Below are 19,888 nucleotides of genomic sequence, written 5' to 3' on the forward strand. Positions count from 1 at the left end.
TAAACAATAACACCAAAAACAATCTGACTCTAAATAAGATATAGTACTCAAAATCAACGATTTTCAAGGCTGGTCTATGTCGCTATCGATTGAGCAACTCGAAGCATTTGTTTATACCAAAGAGTGCGGAGGGTTTGGCCCAGCGGCCCGCAAGTTAGGAAAACATCGCACTACGGTTAGTCATTTAGTAAACGACTTAGAGCTTGACTTAGAATTAAGCTTGTTCACTCGCTCAGCCAAATCAGTAACACTTACCGAAGCAGGCAGCTCACTGTACTGCTATGCCAAATCTGTTCTTAGCGAGCTAAATTACTTTGAGCAAAAAGCCCAAGGCTTACTTGAAGCACAACCCGATAAACTGTGCATAGCGGTTGATGTATCACTAATGGATGAGCAATTTGCCTTAGGGCTAAAGGCGCTTAATCAACAGTATCCAAGCCTGGATATTGATGTGCTTAGCGGCGACACCATAAGTATTCACCACTGGGTAGAACAAGGTGAAGTAGATATCGGCTTTAGTTTAGGAACCTTTGAATACTCCCCTCAGCTGGTTTATTCACGCGCTTATCAGTTTGAATTGTGTTGCGCGATTAAGGTTGAGCCCTACCAACAGAAAGCAGAAGTCTCGGAGCTAGAGCTTCGCCAGCTTAGGCAAATCGGCTTCAACTTTTTCAATCAGTTGGGTTTAGCGAGTTCTCAAACTATTAGCCACCGTTTAATTCGCGCCAGCAATAGTCAGCAAATTATCGAACTAGTGAAAGCAGGTTTAGGCTGGGCGATTTTACCGCGCTATTTATGTGAGCCACTGTTCGCCCAGCAACAACTTAGCGAGCTGTGGGTGAATGGAATGAACAAAGAGCACTGGCACTGCGATGTTGTCTGGAAAAAAGAACGCCCCCAAAACCTCGCTATGCAAGCCTTTACTCAATACTTCTGTAAACTGGAAGATAAATAACAGAATTTTATTTCGAAAATCCATTAGTTTATTTTGCTATACCCTAAACAAGCTTACCTACCAAGCTACAAGTAGTGAAATATGTCACTCACAAACCAAGAGATACAAATTCAATCCCTAAGGGAGTTTTTAGTGTCGCCAATTCAATCTACACTGCGAGCACGCACTAGCAATATCGCTAAAGCCAACAAGCAGAGGAAATACTCATGGGTGACACTTTAGATATGATCGGAATAGGCATCACTTTAGAAGCTTCACGCAATAACTTAAACAAATTTGCCACCGAAGATTTAAAACGAAAAGTAGCAGAAGTGCAGGCTCTCGCTAACAACATCATCAGTCAAACACAGCAAAAAAATGACTAAGTATTAATGCAAAGCCTAAACACCACTGCCATTGTTCGTTTAGGCTTTGCTAGTTAGCAAACTCACTCTCCGTCATTTAAAGGCTTCAATAACTTCGCTAGCTTCAAATAAATCCAACACTTCTTGCCATTTTATCCACAAAACTGGTTACTTGGCGAAATTGGCTAATGATTTAGCTCAACGATTCACAAAAATACGCTAGGGTTTATTATCGCAATCAGCTAATCTTGCGGGCAAAAATAGATAAGCCCCAAACAGCATATTATCTGCTTGGTAAAACCGCTTGGTTCGCCAAACTGGACTTTTCGTGCTAACTAATGGGTGAGGATAGAATATGAATTCATCAGACCAACCTTGGTTAAAAAGCTACCCAGACGATGTGCCCGCAGAAGTAAGCACAGAGCAATTTGAGAATTTGCTGGAATTGTTTGAGCACAGCTGTAAACAATTTCCTAAACAAACCGCCTTTATCAATATGGGTAAAAGCCTCACCTATCAAGAGCTAGACCAAAAATCGCTGGCCTTTGCCGCCTATTTACAACAAGAGCTAGGCATGCAAGCTGGCGAGCGTATCGCCTTAATGATGCCCAACGTGTTGCAATACCCCATTGCACTTTATGGCGCCTTGCGAGCAGGCTTAGTGGTAGTCAATGTGAATCCGCTGTATACGCCACGTGAATTAAAGCACCAGCTTTGCGACTCAGAAGCTAGCGCAATAGTGGCCGTAACCAACTTTGGTAATAGCCTGCAGCAAGTGATTAAAGATACCCAAGTTAAACATGTAATTCTTACTAGTATCGGCGACCAACTAGCCGTGCATAAACGCACCCTAGTTAACTTTGTGGTTAAGTACGTTAAAAAAATGGTGCCTAAGTACAACCTGCCTGGCGCCATATCAATGCGCCGCGCCTTAACTCAGGGCAAAACCATGGCTTATCAAAAGCCCCAGCTTAGCGGTGATGATATTGCTTATTTACAATATACCGGCGGCACTACTGGTGTGGCGAAAGGGGCAATGTTAACTCACCGCAATGTGCTGGCTAACGTGATTCAGGTTTATTATCACTTTGCCCCACGCACCTTATTAGACCAAGAACACGCGGTAACGCCCCTACCGCTTTACCACATCTTCGCCAACACAGTGAGCATGATGTTCATCTTGTATATTGGTGGCAAAAACTTATTAATTACTAATCCACGTGATCTTAATAGCTTTGTAAACGATCTTCGCAAGTACCCGTTCACGATGATTTTTGGCTTAAACACGCTGTTTAATGGTTTGCTTAATCATGCTGGCTTTAGGCAGCTAGATTTTTCGAAAGCACGTTTCACCATTGCCGGTGGCATGGCTACCCAAAAGCACATTGCCGAGCAATGGCAAGAGCTTACCCAAATGCCAATTATTGAAGGTTATGGGCTTACCGAATGTTCGCCAGTTGTGGCTGCAGGAACCCACCAACAACAAGCCTTTATCCCCTCTATTGGGGTACCGATGCCTAGCACCCAAATTCGAGTGGTAGATGAAGAAGGTAACGAGCTGGATGTGGGTGGTGTCGGTGAGCTACAAATAAAAGGCCCGCAAGTTATGCAGGGCTACTGGAAACAACCTGAAGAAACCGCCAACGTTATCACCAAAGATGGGTGGATTAAGTCTGGCGATATAGGTCGCATGGACGAACAAGGCTACTTCTTTATTGAAGACCGTAAAAAAGACATGATTTTGGTGTCTGGCTTTAACGTCTTTCCTAGCGAGATTGAAGAAGTTGCAACGCTACATCCATCCATTGTTGAGGCTGCAGCAGTTGGCGTTCCAGACGATGTGAGTGGCGAACGCATTCGCTTGTTTGTGGTATGTAATGCGCGGGTTGGCCGAGAAGAAATTAAAAAGCACTGCCGCAAACACCTTACCGGTTACAAAATGCCAAAAGACATTGTTTACCGTGAAGAGCTACCTAAAACCAATGTAGGTAAGATTTTGCGTCGCGAGTTACGCTAACAAAAAGGGCGCAGCTAAGCTGCGCCAAAATTCCAAGATTAAGCTCTGTCCCTATCGCCCATAAAAGTGGTAATAATTACCACCACGCGTCGAACATCATGCCTACGTTAGTAGCCGGTGTTGTTTTGTCACCCACTTTCACTTCACCATGAGTTACAAAGAATCGAATCTCTGGGCGCGACCACAAGAAGCTTCCCATCGACATGTTTTGCTGAATACTGACTTTCCAAGCACTCTCGTCTTGGTTATCTTTGAAATCTACACAGTCGTAACCAAACTCAAACGATGTAGAGTGGATATCAGACCAACGGTAATGAGGTTTAATAACAAACTGATTCCAGGTGCTTTCATCGTTGTTTTCTAAATCAGATTGTTCAAAGCTGTAACCATAATCAATAGCAAACGAATCACTTAGACCTAAGTTACCAAACCAGTAAAATGCTGTTGAATTAATGTCACCTTTAATTTGGCCGGCATCCAACAAGTTGTTATCGCTCACATTGTCGTTGTAACGAATAGCAAATTCGTTTGTACCCATGCTCCAGCCCACTTTATAAAAAGCAGCTGCTTGAAGCGAGGTTACGTGTTTTGGATCATGCTCATCAGACTGGTCACCAAAACCATAGTTAAAGTTAAAGCCTATGCTACCTGAGCCTACTTCAATGCTGTGTAGCTTTGAGGTTACCGCGTAACGGCCGTTATTACCGTTATCGCCAGATACCACTGCCAAATCAAATTTAGCCATACCAAAATCCATGTTGTCGAAACCACCACCGGCACCGTCATTCATGAAATAGAAGTAATCATTTAAGCCAAACTGAGCTCGGCCATTAAAGCGTTTACCTGCCCACACATACATATCTTTCTGGCTTTCAAACAAGTTTGAACCACCGGCAAAAGCCTGAGCCATTCTTAAATTGTACGTTGTACTATCATTGTGATCGCGCTGCCAGCCATAGCCGTCGTCCGCCATAAAGTAGATATCCCAATCACCCGCATTTTCACTTTTTTGGTGATAATTAATACCTAACTCCATACCGGTACCTTCGTTACCAATACGACCAGGTTGTTGCGGGCTGCTTGGAGCTTTAATAATTGCAATACCATTTCGTACCGCGTTATAAGCTTGAGCTTCATGTTCACTATTATTTTTTTCTGTATTAAAACCCGCAACCATGCGGGCGTAGCCGTTGTAACTTAGGCCTTCTTCCTTCGCAAAAGCAGAACCACTAAATGCCATACCGGCACTCATCATCGCAACTGTAAGCGCTTTCATATTCATGTTTACAACTCCATGGAATAAATTTTTTTTATTAGTTTATCCGGCGAGTGAACCTCACCTTCGAGCCTGAGTATAATTTTGAGAGTCAAATTAAATTGAGACAAATATCACGCGGAAGCAGAATAAAATAACTACAGATCACAAAAACAAAAGCTTTTACTGCGATTTAAATGTTAGCGATAAATTAAGATAATTAAGGATAAAATATCATTAAATAACTACAAATTAGATCAAAATACACATAAGCGTCAAAATATAGATATAAAAGTTTAATGCAAAAAGCATAAAAGCAAAGGTGGCGTTTAATCCAATCAGCATAAAACTCCAAACGGGAATGTTGTGATTTAGATATAGAGGCGTTAACTAAAGAAGAAGTTAGTATTACTAGGCGGGAATTTACTAAAGGCTTACAAACAAAATAAAGGGCGTAAACAACGCCCCTTTGATTATGCACAGCCTCAACCGGTGAAGCTACAATTCAAGAGTAAAACGCTTTACCACCAAGACTCAAACATAGCACCTAGCGCCAAAGTATCTTGCTTGGCTTCGATAGCTTCGTTGCTGCGAACTTGATTGTCGGCTTGGCCAGTAGTGGCATAAAAACGTAACATTGGACGAGCGTTACCAAAGGCATTAATGGTTACGTTTTGCGATAGTGTCACTTTCCAAGCCGTGTTTTTACCACCTTGATCGTAATCCACTACTGAGTAACCAGCCTCTAACCACGTAGAGTGTGTATCGTTCCAGTTATACATAGGTCGAACAATAGCGCTGTAGTTGGTGCGGTCATCTGCCGACGAGTTCGCATCGTAGTTGTGGTAGGCACCTAAATACTCTAGGGCTACTTGCTCACTAAAATTAACCGCGCCTTCTAAGCTTAAATACAATGTGGTTAAATCTTCAGTTTTATTAAATACGCTGGTGTCTGCATTATCTGCATAGCGTGCAATAAACTGATTACGACCTTTAGACCAATTTTGGTCAATCACCGCAGCTAGGTGGTAGGCATTAATCTTGTCTTTGTTTTCTATTACGCCATTGTCATCATATTGGTCGCTTTCAAAGCCATAGTTAAATAGAAAGCTCAAGGCAACAGAGTCGGCGAGTTGCAGGGCATGCAGCTTAGACGTTAAGGCATAGTTACCATTGTCTCCCGGCCCATCAACCTGGCCAACTACCGAGAAATCTAACTTGGCCATATCACCTAGTTCAAGGTTATAAATACCTCCACCTTGACCATCGTGACTCATCCAAAAGTAATCATTTAAACCCTGTTGTGGACGTTGGTGGAAATCTCGACCCGCCCAAATATACGCATTAGGCTGGGATGCAAAAATATTGGTGGCGCCGGCGTAGAATTTTTTAAGAGCAATATCACCATACTCACTAATTTCTTCGCCACTTTCGAGCTCAGATTCATACTTCCACCAGTTTTCTAGCATCAGCACTACATCCCAAATAGCACCACTTTCACTTTGAAATGCTTTAGCGAATTGGAATTCACCACCATTGGTTTCGTTACCTAAACGACCAACAGCACGGCCTGCAAGTTCACCTTCAGCTTGAACATACTTTTGAAAGTCATCTGAATAATGTAAGCCGTATCGGGCATATCCTGAAAAGATAATGCCTTCTTCAACAACAAACTCAGGGTCTAAAACCACTGGCTGAGAATCTTTAATTTGTTGAAATTGTTCAGAATTAACCTCGTCTTCTGCAGCGCTAACGAGGGGGGAACAAGTAAGTGCGATTGCCACAGCGGATGTAAGCGCTTTCACATTCATTAAAAAACTCCTGGAATAGTAATTATTTTATCTTTTTATTCTGCCCGAATGGATTTATCTCTAGGCGAAAAGAATATAACTCCAAATAAACCTAATTATTGAGAGCAATATCACGCATGAAAACCTTACCAAAGATTCAGATCACAAAAATAGCAGCAATAACTGTAAAAAATATAATCAAGTAAAAATGGTAATATTGAAGATAAAAATCACAAATAAACTTAATTTTAAGAAATAAGTTTCAAAAATCGCACAATAAACAGCATAAAGAAAAATCAACGAAAAATTAATTTGAACAATATTTGCTTGTTGTAAAGCTCAATCAGTGCAATTAGATAAACGTCAGCTCGCCACCCTACACTACTGATTTTATTAGCAATAAATATCAATGCGCCCTGTTAGAACCTAGATCACAAAAACTATTTACTATAAGACGATTAGTGTTTTTGGTAATCATGTGAAAGCGCTTTAATCTGATTTAATAACACAGACTTAAAGCAAATGACTGCTTGCTCCCCTGCGTTGTTAGCGCTAACAGACATCAAGGATTATTTATGCGTGTACTACCATTAGCACTACTTTCTACAGCTATAAGCATTGGCCTAAGCGCTTGTGGAGGCTCAAGTTCTGATTCGGGAGAACCCATCGAAGTACCTCAAGTAGAAAGTCTAAAAGCACTAAGCACTACCTACATGGGGGCGGCCGTACCAGCAGGATACGAGGACCAGTTTAGTAACGGTATTGAAACACGCCCAGAATTACAGGATGTTGTTATTCAACATTTTGATCAGATCACCGCTGAAAACATTATGAAATCGGCATACATACAGCCTCGCCAAGGCGATTTCACCTTTCAGGATGCCGATAACCTAGTTGATTGGGCCCTCGACAACAATATTACAGTGCATGCTCATGCTTTAGTGTGGCACTCACAAATGCCTAGCTGGATGGAGAACTATCAAGGTGACTGGCTCACTATGATGGATACCCACGTAAGCACCGTGGCCGATCACTTTAAAGGCCGAGTAGTAAGTTGGGACGTGGTAAACGAAGCGTTTAACGACAATAACGATAACGGTTATGCCACCTACCGTGATACCGATGCAAATAGCGGCGGCCATGGCAGCCCTTGGTACCAAAACTTAGGGAAAGACTACATACCTGAAGCCTTTAAAATGGCCCATGCTGCAGATTCTGGTGCTGAGCTTTATTATAACGATTACAACATCGAAGACGACGGAGCCAAGCTAGCCTCGGTACTAAGAATGGCCGATGAGTTACTTGCCGATGATATCCCCATTGATGGAATTGGCTTCCAAATGCACGTTAGCTACGATTGGCCAAGTGCTCAAGCGATTGGTACTTCCTTTGCCAAAGTTGTGGCAAAAGGACTGAAAGTGAAAGTAACCGAGCTTGATATAAAAATGAATCCAAACGGTGACCGAAATACTTTTACTGCCGCTATGGCCGAAGAGCAAAAATTACGTTACCAAGAAATCATCAAAGCCTATTACGACAACGTACCTGCTAATTTACGCGGCGGCATTACTGTTTGGGGTGTAAGTGACGCTGATAGCTGGATCCCTCACTTTACCGGCCACAATGATTGGCCACTGTTATTTAACAGCAGCCTTGAGCAGAAACCTGCCATTGAAGGTGTAGCAAACGAACTAAAATAGAGTGTAAGGCTAGCTGCCAAACCAGCAGCTAGCCTTTTCTTTTAGCTTAAATCCACACTAGGTCACTTCTTACTACACATAGCGTTGCCCCTCTTTAGCTAGCCAAGTAAAGTAAAACTAAGCACTCGTTACTTTTAGGCTATGCATGCCATATCAACATATTCGTGTACCCGCTGGCGGAGAGAAAATAAGCCTTAACCAGCTGCAAGAATTACAGGTTCCCGACAAACCCATTATCACCTACATAGAAGGTGATGGCGTGGGAGTAGACATCACTCCAGTGATGTTAAAAGTGGTTGATGCTGCCGTGGCCAAAGCCTATGGCCAACAACGAAAAATCATGTGGATGGAAGTCTTTAATGGTGAAAAGGCCGCCAACATGTACGATGGCGACTGGTTTCCACAAGAAACATTGGGTGCAATACGTGAACATAAAGTAGCGATTAAAGGGCCACTTACTACGCCGATTGGCGGAGGCTTTCGCTCGCTCAATATATCCCTGCGCCAAGAGATGGATCTGTTTGTAAATATTCGTCCGATTCGCTGGTTTCAAGGGGTGCCCTCACCACTTAAAAATCCCGAGCTAACTGACATGGTGGTGTTTAGAGAAAACTCTGAAGACATATATAGCGGCATCGAATGGAAAGCCGGCAGCCCAGGTGCAGAGCGAGTAATCGACTTCCTTCAACAAGAAATGGGCGTAACCAAAATGCGCTTTAGTGAGGAGTGTGGCATAGGGATAAAACATATCTCGGAGCAAGGTTCAAAACGGCTAATCCGCCATGCGATTCAGTACGCAATAGATCACCAACGCGACTCCGTTACTCTAGTGCACAAGGGTAACATCATGAAATTTACCGAAGGCGCCTTTAAAAATTGGGGCTACCAACTGGCCCAAGAAGAATTTGGCGCTCAAACCCACAACAACGGCTATTGGTTAGAGATCCCGCGACAAGACGGCCAAGCCCCGCTAGTGATCAAAGACATTATTGCCGATAGTATGTTCCAGCAAGTAACCTTGCACCCAGAGCTTTACGATGTAATTGCTACCATGAATCAAAATGGAGATTTACTGGCCGACGCATTAGCTGCCCATGTGGGAGGAATTGGCATTGCACCGGGCGCTAATATGAGTAGCGAAGTAGCCTTTTTTGAACCCACACATGGCACCGTTCCACGCTTAGCGGGACAAGATAAAGTAAACCCCTGCTCTATTATTTTATGCGCGCAAATGATGCTAAAACACATCGGTTGGATAGAAGCAGCCGACCTGATTAGCCAAGGCGTAGACGGTGCCATTGGCGCACGCACCGTCACTTACGACTTTGCCCGAATGATCGACAACGCAACCGAAGTAAGCTGCTCTGCCTTTGGCGATGAAGTGATCAAACACATGAGCAACTAAACGGGTACTTTTAGACTTGTTCAACAAAGTGGTTTAACTCTTTTATTGAACGAATCACATAAAGCTTTTTGCCTTTAGCTATAGTTTGCAGCTTCTGCATAAAATCATCATTCCAAAACCTAGGGCAGAGCTTCAAGGTTTTATAGCTTTGCATCGAACCTTTAATCACCGAGCTACCACTAGGCCAACCAGCTGGTTTAACAAATAAGCCTTTTAGTAGCCGTTTAGTCACCAGCCAGTAACTCACTGCATAAGGCAAATCGATATAAATAAGTGTATCAGCTGCCTCAAGGCGCTCATAAAAAGAAGAAATTGGTCCAAAGCCGTCTATTATCCAGCTGTCTGAATGTAATATCGCGCGATGCTTTTTATCATAAGCTTCGCGCTCTATTTGGCTGCCATCAGGCTTGAATAAGATGGAGTCCAACGCGTGTAACTCTAGATGTGTTGCTTGGGTCAAACCTTTGCTTAAGGTTGACTTACCACTGCCTGGTTTTCCAAATATCGCTACTTTTTTCATATGACCTCCTAACAGTAAATACCCCAGAGGCAGAAATAGAAAACCCGCCTCAAGGGCGGGTTTCTAAATTTTAAGCACATCAGCAAACCCACCATTCCTATGGAATGATGATAATTCGCGCTGACTCATGACTAAATAATATACTCATGAGTCAATATTTATCGATATCTGGGTTCATGTCAACCAAGGACTTTACTAGCTACCTTTTTAGAAACAAGTAAATGTATACACCACTTATCTTAAGCTAACCCACTTTGGTACAAACTAGTCATCGCTTAACCAAGGCTTCTTAGAACCCTGTTAACAAATATCCTTCTTTTATCTTGCGCATCACTCAATATTTCCCCCCCAAATAATCAGTAAAAGCTTAAATATGAGATCTGGCGCAGAAAAATCATAAAAACATGCTTAAGGCTTAAGCGCTAAATAATCACACAAGAACCCTCAAAACTACTGGCTAGGTATCGTTTTCAGAATCCATGAAACTAAACTATCTATATAATTATTATGAATTTTCATCAGTTATAATGATATCTGTTAGTTATTTTATAAATATTATATTAATTCAAATAAGCCAAGCTTTTTGACCGTTTGGTAAATAAACACCTAATTAATGGACTAACAAAAAGGTGTTAAGTGTTAACAATCAATAGGGAAATACATGAACAATATAGTGTGTCGCAGCATCATTTTCTGCTGCCTACTCCTCTCCTTTTCTAGCCACTTACAAGCTGCTCGCTACACTGGCGGTGTGGCGATTAACATAGATCAAAACGTCACTTTCAATTTTGGCATTGCCAATCAAGGCAACCGTACCGCTACCGTTTGGTATAGCAATAACATGGCTATCGCCATCGAGGGCGCATCAGCAAGCACTTATGAACGTGCAACCATGGAGAAGATTGTTGCGTTGATGGCAGCGTCTAAGGCCTCATTTGAAGAGTTCACCGGCCTACGTAATCTGCCTCTAAATGGCTCTTATAGAGGTCTACCCACCATTCAAGTTCCTAGAGACAACAATGGCGCGGGCGGCCTAGCAGCACATGGTGTATTTGGCCTTTCTGTTGGTAGCGGCCTGTTTAACCCTTTTTATGAGCGAGTCAAACAGGGAGATATCAGCATCGACCAAGTGTGGCTCTATGAGATGAATCGTAACTTCTACAAGAGTGGCAGCAACGGTTGGAACGCTTGGATAGACTGGGCCTGCGATGGCAATAACTCTAACTACGGTTATTGGACAGTCGGCTTCAACAATGCCGCTGCGTTTTGGATTGTGGATGACTTAGGTGTAGGGTTGCACTACTTCGGTAAAGACTATGCACGCTTTCGCCAAGATCACAAAGACGAGCTAGACAAGTACCTAAACAACAACGCCTATAATTTTGACAATGTGTGGGCAACCAGCAAACTGCCTTGGCGCAATGGCACCATTAATACGCTAATGTCAGCGGTATTGCTTGAGTGGTACGACGATCTCGGTGGCAAAGCTTTTGTTCAGCGCTTATATCAACAGATAGAAAACAACCCCAAATTACGCGATCGCTTCGACCATCAAGGTGCTAGGGATAACTGGTACCGCATGGTTAGCCGTGCTAGCCGCAGCGACCAAGCCCAGTATTTTGAAAACACGCTGCGCTGGAGTATCTCTAGCTCGGCCAAAACGCAAATTCAAAATGAGCTCGGTGGTGACAATGGCGGTGGTGGCAATGACAGCGACATCATTATAGAAGCAGAAGATGCCCAACTCTATGGCCTATTCAAAGTAGGCAATGACAGCGCCGCTTCAGCTGGTCAGTACATTCACTCCGAGTACCAAGGAAATTACTACGGAGAAAACGTTGAAGCCAATCGTGCCGAGCTAAGCTTTACAGCACCTCAAGCGGGTTTGTATACCCTAAAAGGCACCACCTACGCGCCGAGCAATCAAGCTGATTCGTTTTATATAAAAGTTAACGACAACCCTCGTCAGATTTGGGATACCACCAACAGCTCAGTCTACGAAGAGATGGATGTTAACTACCGCAACGAAGCTAACCAAGTTGAGATAGATATCTCAGCGGGCCAACACAAAATTGTGGTCTATGTACGTGAAGATGGCACCCGTTTAGACCGTTTACGCCTGGTGCGTATTGGTGAAGGTAATGGTGGTCAAGATGATGGTGAGAATGGTGGCTATGACGGCATTCCACGCCCAATCACCATTGAGGCAGAAAGCGCCACCCTATCGGGATTATTCCGCAAAGGTAGTGACGCAGCGGCAAATGCCGGTGCTTATATTGATTCAGCCCTCAATGGCCAATATTTTGAGGGAAATGCTAGCAACCCTAATCGTGCTCAGATGTCCTTTATTGCAACGGGCGCAGGTCGCTACCTGCTAAAAGGTACGGCCTACTCACCAACACAAAGTGCAGACTCGTTCTGGGTGCAAGTAAATGGCGGGACGATCCACCTCTGGGATACTTTGGCTACAGCAGCGTATGACGAGATGGACGTAAATTCTCGTGGCGTTTCCGACACCCTTGAAGTCCAGCTGAACGAAGGTGAGAACACCATCACCGTATACGTGCGTGAAGATGGAACTCGCTTAGACCAACTGCGTTTACTGCCACTTGATGGCAACGGCGGTGGTGAAGAACCGCCAATTCCTGAGCCTGAAGTAAACTTGCTGGTAAATGGTGACTTTGAAAGTGGCAACAGCACCGGCTGGGTTTCTGGCTACTCCGCTACCACCACTACCACCACCAGTGCTTACAGCGGCAATTATGCACTGCTGAGTAAAGACCGTAGCGCTTGGTATCACGGTCCTAAACAAGACGTCATCAGTAAGCTTAATGTTGGTAGCAGCTACAAACTCAGCGCCATGGTACGCATGGTTTCTGGTAGCAGCACCAAGATTGAGTCTCGCTTACTGACTCGAGGTACCACCGGCCATGTATGGCACAAACTCGGCCAGGTATCAGGCACTACCGCCTGGCAAGAGCTAAGCGCCGAATTCACCGTTCAAGCGAGTGGCAGCCTGATCAATGCCGAGCTGTACTTCTTCGGCCCGGATGCAGGTAACAACTTCATCATTGATGAAGTCTCGCTGACCGAGCAATAAACCTTTGAGGTTGGCCAGCCTAGTGCTGGCCAAGCCCCATCCTCTCACTGCTTTATTTGTATTTAGTACAAGAGAACAACATGAAAAAGACAGCCCCCATAGGCGCACTTGCTTTGCTAACCGCGAGCCTAGCTGCCATATACGGCCTAAATAGTGATGACCCACAACAAGACTTAGAGCAAGCCTTAGCTCCACCGACGCCTCAGCAAAAATCAGCTAGTCCTGAAGCTGAGCAAACAACGCCAAGCGAAGGCAGCACTCAACTTGCTCAACAGAGCGAGACTATTACGCCTCAGCCGGCCAACGCAGTAAAACAGCAGACTGTACTTCAAGCAGCAAGCGATGAGGAAAACGTAGCCGGCGACTTACCGCGCGCAACACATGCTCGCGCTTGGAACGAATTGCCAGAAGTGCCAGCCCAGTTTGAAGAGCTGCTCAAAGACGGCACCGAGCGCCATTTTGTCGAGTATTCAAATTTCAAGGTGCAAGATTTGCGGGTTGGCGATCAACTTGACATCCCAGTCCCACAACTGGACCAAAACTTCGTCACCGAAGTCGTCAGTGTGGTTCCCCTAGAGCACGGCGGAAAGGACATTACCTCTCGTTTTGATACCGGAAACGGCGAGAACTATCGAGTCACGCTTACCTCGGGCCAAGGCGCGCTATACGCCACCATTGACACCCCCTACGAGACCTACTTTGTCCAAGGGCACGGTGGTGAAGCTTGGGTCATATCTAGCCGGGAAATGAGCTCACTGCGTAGCTGGGATCACTCCGATGAGTTACTGCCAGAACCAGTGAAAGCACCTAAACCACCCGTTAATTAATTCACTACAAACCAAATAAGAGAAAACCACAACATGTTTCAAGGAACGAACAAAACTAAAGCAAAGCTAGGAATTTGCCTCGCGGGCTTGCTCGGCTCTGCCGTTGCACAAGCTACGCATACTGTTGATGTGATGGTGCTTTATACCCCTGGGGTAAAAGCCGAACAAAATAGTGCTATCGACACTTATATTAGCCACTTAATCAGCACCACAAACACTGCCTATCAAACTAGCGGCATGGACATTGAAGTGCGCTTGGTGCATAGCAGCGAGTACAACAAAGCGAGCGCTACTGCGATGAATGGCGATGCGCTAAATCAATTTCGCCAAGACCAAATTGTAAAAAACCTACGCACTGAGCATGGTGCCGACATCGTTACCCTACTCACTATGCCCAGCAACAGTACTTGCGGCTTAGGCTATGTAGGCACTGGTTCCAATGGGCGCTTTGATGGCTATTTCAAAGATTGGGCTTACAACTTTGTGGGTGGCAGCTCGGGCTGTGATTCACTTACCTTTGCTCATGAACTTGGCCACAACATGGGACTTGGTCATTCGCGTAAGCAAAACAGCTTAGGAGGTGTATATGACTACGGCACCGGCTACGGGGTTGACCGCTCATTTAGTACCATTATGGGCTATCCTCAAGCCTTCAGCACCTATACTCGAGTTCGTCAGTTTTCTGATGCTTCTGTATCGACCTGCCGCGGTTACCCTTGCGGTGTAGACAAGAACACCGCTAACGGCGCTGAAGCTGTGGACGCGATTAATGCTGTCGCTCCCCAGCTAGCGGCATGGTATCCAACCGTCAATAATGGCGGTGACAACGGTGGCGACAACAGCGGCGGTGATAATGGCGGCGGAGACAACGGCGGTGGTGATAATGGCGGCAACAGTGAGGACGTCATTTTAGAAGCCGAAAGCGCTAGCTTGTTTGGTTTGTTTAGAACCGGCTCAGATACCGCAGCAAGTGCAGGTGGTTACATCGATACCGCTTTTCAAGGCAATTACTACGACGATACCGTTAGCACACATCGCGCCGAGCTGAAGTTTACCCTCGAAAGATCGGGAATCTATCGCCTAAAAGGCACTGCTTATTCTTCTAGCAACCAAAGCGACTCGTTTTGGCTGCAAGTTGATAATGGTACTCGCCACCTGTGGGATACCTTAAGCACCCCAAGTTACGACGAGATGGACATAAACTCGCGTAACCTTAGTGACACCATTGAAGTTGACCTGAGCCGCGGCGAGCACTACATCACGGTTTACGCTCGTGAAGATGGCACTCGCTTGGATCAAATCCGCTTAGTTCGCACAGGCGATAGTAATAATGGCGATAACGGCGGTGGTGACAATGGTGGCGGAGATAACGGCGGTGGCGAAACCGGCGGCGAACCAAGCACCATTGTGATTGAAGCAGAAGAAGCCCAGCTCTATGGCATCTTCCGCCGAGGTAATGACAGTGCAGCTAGCGCAGGCAGCTACATAGATTCGGCCCACAACGGCAGCTACTACGAAGGCAGCGCTGCAATAGCAAATCGCGCAGAGTTAAGCTTTTACGCTACCGGAGCTGGGCTCTACAGCGTGAAAGCTACCAGCTATGCACCAACCGCAACCGCAGACTCATTCTGGTTTAGCATCAATGACGGTGAGCGCCATCTGTGGGATACCCATAACCAAGCTCAGTACCAAGAGATGGACCTAAACTCTCGCGGCATTTCAGACACTTTCGAAGTAGAGCTCGCTCAAGGCAATAACACCATTACTTTCTACATTCGCGAAGACGGTACCCGCCTAGACCAAGTCCGCTTCATTCCAGTTGACGGAAGCGGCGGTGACAATGGCGGTGATAACGACGGCGGTAGTGAGCCTCCACAACCAGAAACTAATCTTCTGAAAAATGGTGATTTTGAGAGCGGCCAAACCACCAATTGGAAGTCTGGCTACAGTGCCACCACTACTATTACCACCAGCGCTTACAACAGCAACTATGCGCTGCTAAGTAAGAACCGTACCCAGTGGTATCACGGTCCCAAGCAAGACGTGTTCAACGTGGTTCAAGCAGGACAACGCTACCAGCTAACCGCCCAAGTGCGCACGGTATCTGGAACTAGCAAGATTGAATCACGCCTGTTGATTCGCGATGATGCTGGTCATACTTGGCATAAGCTAGGTCAAGTGTCTGGTAACAGTAGCTGGCAAGAGCTAACGGCAGATTTTACTGTGCAAGCCACTGGCGCAATTCAAAGTGCTGAGCTGTTCTTCTTCGGACCAGACGCTGGCACAGAGTTCATCATTGATGACGCCAAGCTAAACGACTGGCAAGAAAGCGAAACGCCAACTGACCCGAGCGATCCGACAGACCCAACCGATCCTGGTGATGGCGGCGAAACCGGTACGATTTCAGCTGAGTTACTTGCTGCAGTGAATGAAGCCAGAAGCGTCGGCCGCAACTGCGGTAGCACCTACTACGCGGCAACTAATCCAGTGTAATTCCACCAATCCTTGCAACTGGCTGCGCAAGAGCATTCTGACAACATGGCAAACAACAACTTCTTCTCACACACTGGCCTGGATGGTTCTGATTCAAACGACCGAGCCAAAAAGCATGGCTACGACAAATACTGGGCTGGAGAGAACATTGGTGCAGGCTATGGCTCTGTAGCTGATGTGATGAACGGCTGGTTAAATAGCTCTGGCCATTGTAGCCACATCATGAATCCAAACCATGTCGATTTTGGAGGTGCTAGCGCAGAGAATAGTAGTAGTAACTACCGTATCTATTGGACTTTGTTGCTCGGCTACTAAAGTTACATCAATAAAAAACGAGGCTAATGCCTCGTTTTTTATAATCACTTAACCATGGCTGACCATAGCTTGGCTATCGTGGTACTCAGCACGTTTACGCGCTTGAGCAATACAAGCCACATTGTCTACAGGGCGAATCACTTCTATATGTTGAGAATCAAAGCCCATTAAACAATGAGCGCGAGCAAACACCGCTTCCATTAACTCTGCTTCAGCTTGATTGGTGGTGCTAAGCGATAGCATCATATCTTGCTTGTTAGCAATTACCGTTGTGGTTAACACATCCAATAAACAGCTTGGGATGGCGCAGCTGTATTCATCTAAAATGGCTTTGCTGCTGCCATGGCTAATATTGATTGTGCTAGGCTTGTCAGCGCTGGCTTGGCACTGCTTTAAGTGGATCTCACAGGCCATCTCTTGGCAGCTCTGGTTTAGTTTACGGTAAGTTCCACCAAATTCTTCTACCAAGACAGACAGCGCTTCAAAAAACTGAGCCGCGTCGGCAGTATTATTGCCTAGCAATTTTTGCTCAATAAAGGTCGCAAGGGGAGCGTCAATAAATAGGTTGTCTTTGTGTTGGTAACCTTGACCGCTTTGTTGTGTTGTATTCATGGTCAAATTCCTTCTGGTGGTATTTTGTTATTGTTTTATTGGCTAAGTCATTCGTTTAGCTAAGCCTCAACTTCAAGATAGCGCGCCACCAAAATAAAATGAAATTGTAGTTTTCAATACAAACTATAGATTCTGTGAATAGTAGTAAGTTAGTCCCTCCAATTTACACATTGGTGACAGTGCTAACTTAGGAAAAACAAACAACTGAGCCCCTGCTTATTGCGTGCCGTATTGTACCCTAACAATCTAAAGAGCAGGCAATGTCGGCAGCGCCTCCGTTAACTGCTGCTGTGATAAGGTATGCATGGTAAACCACTGCCAGTCATTACTAATACGGCTAAACCTGCCAATGCCTACATCACCGTTGGTGGTCCATTGTTGCCAACCCGCTTGTTTATCAAGCCAGTAATCGGAACCGACACTCATAAGGTATTGCGCTTGGTCGCGATTATCAGGGCCCTCGGGATCATCTAATACCAAACGAGCTGCAACTACCGAAATCACCCCGGCTATACGCGATTCACTAATTGCTTTTCGTCCACTAGATTTAGGCCAAAAATGAAAATTGTAATCCGCTGTTAAGCTTACCGAACTGCCAAGCCCTTCTTTGCGCCTGTCAGCCATTTTGTTTTCATCATCAACAAAGTCTTCACGATAATAATGACCATCAACATCTGCAGAAGATTGCAGCACGTACCAAAGACTATCTTCGCTATCTAATACATAGCTAGTAAGGTGAGCTATTTGAATTCGAACATTATCAACTGACTCACTGCCAGCAGCCAAGTAAGCCTGCCCCCAGCTTAAAAAGGCGCTAAATTCACCAGGGTAATTACCATAACCAAGCCGAGGAACATGAGACCAATCATAAGAGCTGGGCACGCCACTTGGTAACATTTGATGCGGCAGACTCATATCGTCACTTAAGCGTTGAGCTAAGGCTGGTTGCAGTGAAACAAGTGCTGGAGACTCCACCTCTAACTGGGTGGAAGTGGTTTGATTTACATGTTGCGAAGAATTACAGGCTAACAAGCCGCTACTCAACATTACTACCAAGAGAGTATTGCTTGGGGTGATAGGTTTAAGCCATTTTACAAAAGTATGCATAGTCTTATCTCACAGCTTGAGCATTAAATTTAAGCCACGGTTTAAGCAAAGAAACAAGACATAAGCATTTGAATAGAAGGGATAAGCCTGTACTCGCTCCATCACTTGGACTGTTTAATTTGCCACAGCCAACACACCCGTTTTGAGAGCCAGTTCATAAGCTTATTCAAACATACTAATGCCGACTAAAGCTTTGAGAACAATCCAACAATATTGCTAAAAAACAGTAGCGATTAGCAATAATCATAAAGACTAGCGATCTAACACCGTAGTTGAAAACTCAGTAAGCGAACGGCGCAACCATTGGTGGGCTTTCGAATGTTGTAACAAAGGACTCCAAATCATTTTGGTCTCGATAGGTACAATTTGAAAAGGCACCCTTACTATGCGCAGATCGGGGCTGTCTTTATAAAGCATTGCCTGTCGGCGCGGCAATGTAGCCACCAGCTGAGGCTGAGCCACCAACAAACCTGCCAGCGCATAATGGCGCGTATACACCCGAATATTACGAACTTGTTCTAACTGCGCCAAGGCTTCATCTACCCAGCCAAGCTTTTGGCTAGCGGCTTGATTACCAATGCTTGTTTCTGCGCCCCAGCCCGCTCGGTTTAACCAAACATGCTCAGCAGCTAAATAACTGGGTAAATCTAAGTGTTCTACATAAGGATGATCTTTATGTACCAAGCAGCAAAAGTTATCGCGCCAAATGCTCGATTGATGAAAGGTTTTTGGCAAGCTAGTGAAGCGATTAATGGCTAAATCTATCTGGCCTTTTTCCATGTCACCTAAACGAATATCACCAGGCGCATAAATATCGAAGTTAATTTTGGGCGCACTACTAAGCACACTTTGAATAAAAGGAGCCAATAAGGTTGCTTCAATGTAGTCGTTACACATTATTCGAAAAGTAACGCTGCTTTGGGCCGGTGAAAAGTCCTTGTCGGGCTGGGTGATCTTCTCGGCCATGCTTAATAAGCTTACAATTTCTGGCTTTAACTTAGTGGCTTTTTCGGTAGGGGTCATACCCTCTGCGGTGCGCACCAGTAGAGGATCATCAAATAGATCTCTAAGGCGTTTAAGTGCATTGCTCATAGTAGGTTGAGTAAGCGCTAGCTTGCTGGCGGCTCGCGAAACATTGCGCTCTTCGAGCAACACATTTAAGTAAACTAATAGGTTTAAATCTACTTTTCTAATATTCACAAAAACTATACTCGGCTCAAAAACCATTGGTTAGTTCAATTTATTCAGCTCGCTGCCCACAGTAAAGCTTCACAGCTTAAAAGCGTGATAACACATCCAAGACAGTAACGCTCAGCTCTAATATTGATTTTGTAAATAAAATCACTGGCTACACTTTTGCTTATAAAACCCGCAAACAAAGCAAACTTTTATCACGCCACAGCTAAAGCATTTCTAAAGTTAAGTCGATAACAAACTTAGATTAGCTG

The 19,888-nt window shown here is 44.9% G+C and carries 15 protein-coding genes; 9 read left to right on the top strand and 6 right to left on the bottom strand.

What is annotated here, in order from left to right:
* The first annotated feature begins 76 nt into the window (after positions 1-76).
* From OV592_RS16825 to OV592_RS16835, 3 genes are all read left to right on the top strand, one after another.
* A complete protein-coding gene (locus OV592_RS16825) occupies positions 77-955 on the top strand; it encodes a LysR family transcriptional regulator (RefSeq protein WP_406609378.1) in 879 nt (292 codons plus the stop codon).
* Between the two features lie 206 nt (positions 956-1,161).
* Positions 1,162-1,320, top strand: a complete 159-nt coding sequence (locus tag OV592_RS16830; RefSeq protein ID WP_016400405.1) for a hypothetical protein — start codon at positions 1,162-1,164, stop codon at positions 1,318-1,320.
* Between the two features lie 334 nt (positions 1,321-1,654).
* Positions 1,655-3,316, top strand: coding sequence for an AMP-binding protein (locus tag OV592_RS16835; RefSeq protein ID WP_406609379.1), 1,662 nt, complete (start codon positions 1,655-1,657; stop codon positions 3,314-3,316).
* A 76-nt stretch (positions 3,317-3,392) separates the two neighbouring features.
* Here the strand turns inward: OV592_RS16835 and OV592_RS16840 are convergent, their stop codons facing one another.
* Together OV592_RS16840 and OV592_RS16845 are read right to left on the bottom strand one after the other, a co-directional pair.
* Positions 3,393-4,598 carry a carbohydrate porin gene (locus tag OV592_RS16840; RefSeq protein WP_406609380.1) on the bottom strand — a complete coding sequence of 402 codons (1,206 nt, stop codon included), beginning with the start codon at positions 4,596-4,598 and terminating at the stop codon, positions 3,393-3,395.
* Between the two features lie 494 nt (positions 4,599-5,092).
* Positions 5,093-6,382 carry a carbohydrate porin gene (locus tag OV592_RS16845; RefSeq protein WP_406609381.1) on the bottom strand — a complete coding sequence of 430 codons (1,290 nt, stop codon included), beginning with the start codon at positions 6,380-6,382 and terminating at the stop codon, positions 5,093-5,095.
* Between the two features lie 554 nt (positions 6,383-6,936).
* On the opposite strand from OV592_RS16845, the gene OV592_RS16850 reads away from it, so the two are divergent.
* Both OV592_RS16850 and icd read left to right on the top strand, forming a co-directional pair.
* A complete protein-coding gene (locus tag OV592_RS16850) occupies positions 6,937-8,061 on the top strand; it encodes an endo-1,4-beta-xylanase (protein WP_406609382.1) in 1,125 nt (374 codons plus the stop codon).
* 145 nt (positions 8,062-8,206) lie between these two features.
* Complete coding sequence (gene icd / locus OV592_RS16855; protein WP_406609383.1) at positions 8,207-9,466, top strand: NADP-dependent isocitrate dehydrogenase; 1,260 nt, start codon at positions 8,207-8,209, stop codon at positions 9,464-9,466.
* Between the two features lie 10 nt (positions 9,467-9,476).
* Here the strand turns inward: icd and OV592_RS16860 are convergent, their stop codons facing one another.
* Positions 9,477-9,986: an adenylate kinase gene (locus OV592_RS16860; protein ID WP_406609384.1), complete on the bottom strand. Its 510-nt coding sequence runs from the start codon at positions 9,984-9,986 to the stop codon at positions 9,477-9,479.
* Between the two features lie 661 nt (positions 9,987-10,647).
* Between OV592_RS16860 and OV592_RS16865 the strand changes: the two genes are divergently transcribed.
* The 4 genes from OV592_RS16865 to OV592_RS16880 all read left to right on the top strand — a co-directional run bounded on the left by OV592_RS16865 (position 10,648) and on the right by OV592_RS16880 (position 16,721).
* Entirely contained in the window at positions 10,648-13,086 is a 2,439-nt protein-coding gene (locus OV592_RS16865) for a carbohydrate binding domain-containing protein (protein ID WP_406609385.1), read from the top strand.
* Between the two features lie 80 nt (positions 13,087-13,166).
* Positions 13,167-13,913 (top strand): hypothetical protein, encoded by a 747-nt coding sequence (locus OV592_RS16870; RefSeq protein ID WP_406609386.1) that lies wholly within the window; start codon positions 13,167-13,169, stop codon positions 13,911-13,913.
* A gap of 33 nt (positions 13,914-13,946) precedes the next feature.
* On the top strand, positions 13,947-16,406 hold the full coding sequence (locus tag OV592_RS16875; RefSeq protein WP_406609387.1) for a carbohydrate binding domain-containing protein: 2,460 nt from the start codon (positions 13,947-13,949) through the stop codon (positions 16,404-16,406).
* Between the two features lie 12 nt (positions 16,407-16,418).
* Complete coding sequence (locus OV592_RS16880; protein ID WP_406609388.1) at positions 16,419-16,721, top strand: CAP domain-containing protein; 303 nt, start codon at positions 16,419-16,421, stop codon at positions 16,719-16,721.
* Positions 16,722-16,769: 48 nt separating this feature from the next.
* On the opposite strand, the gene OV592_RS16885 is transcribed toward OV592_RS16880, so the two are convergent.
* From OV592_RS16885 to OV592_RS16895, 3 genes are all read right to left on the bottom strand, one after another.
* A complete protein-coding gene (locus OV592_RS16885) occupies positions 16,770-17,333 on the bottom strand; it encodes a hypothetical protein (RefSeq protein ID WP_152780162.1) in 564 nt (187 codons plus the stop codon).
* A 246-nt stretch (positions 17,334-17,579) separates the two neighbouring features.
* Complete coding sequence (locus OV592_RS16890) at positions 17,580-18,440, bottom strand: hypothetical protein (RefSeq protein ID WP_406609389.1); 861 nt, start codon at positions 18,438-18,440, stop codon at positions 17,580-17,582.
* 252 nt (positions 18,441-18,692) lie between these two features.
* Entirely contained in the window at positions 18,693-19,640 is a 948-nt protein-coding gene (locus OV592_RS16895; protein ID WP_406609390.1) for a LysR family transcriptional regulator, read from the bottom strand.
* Positions 19,641-19,888 lie beyond the last annotated feature (248 nt).

It is taken from the genome of Agarivorans sp. JK6 (assembly GCF_045277145.1).
Lineage (GTDB): Bacteria > Pseudomonadota > Gammaproteobacteria > Enterobacterales > Celerinatantimonadaceae > Agarivorans > Agarivorans albus.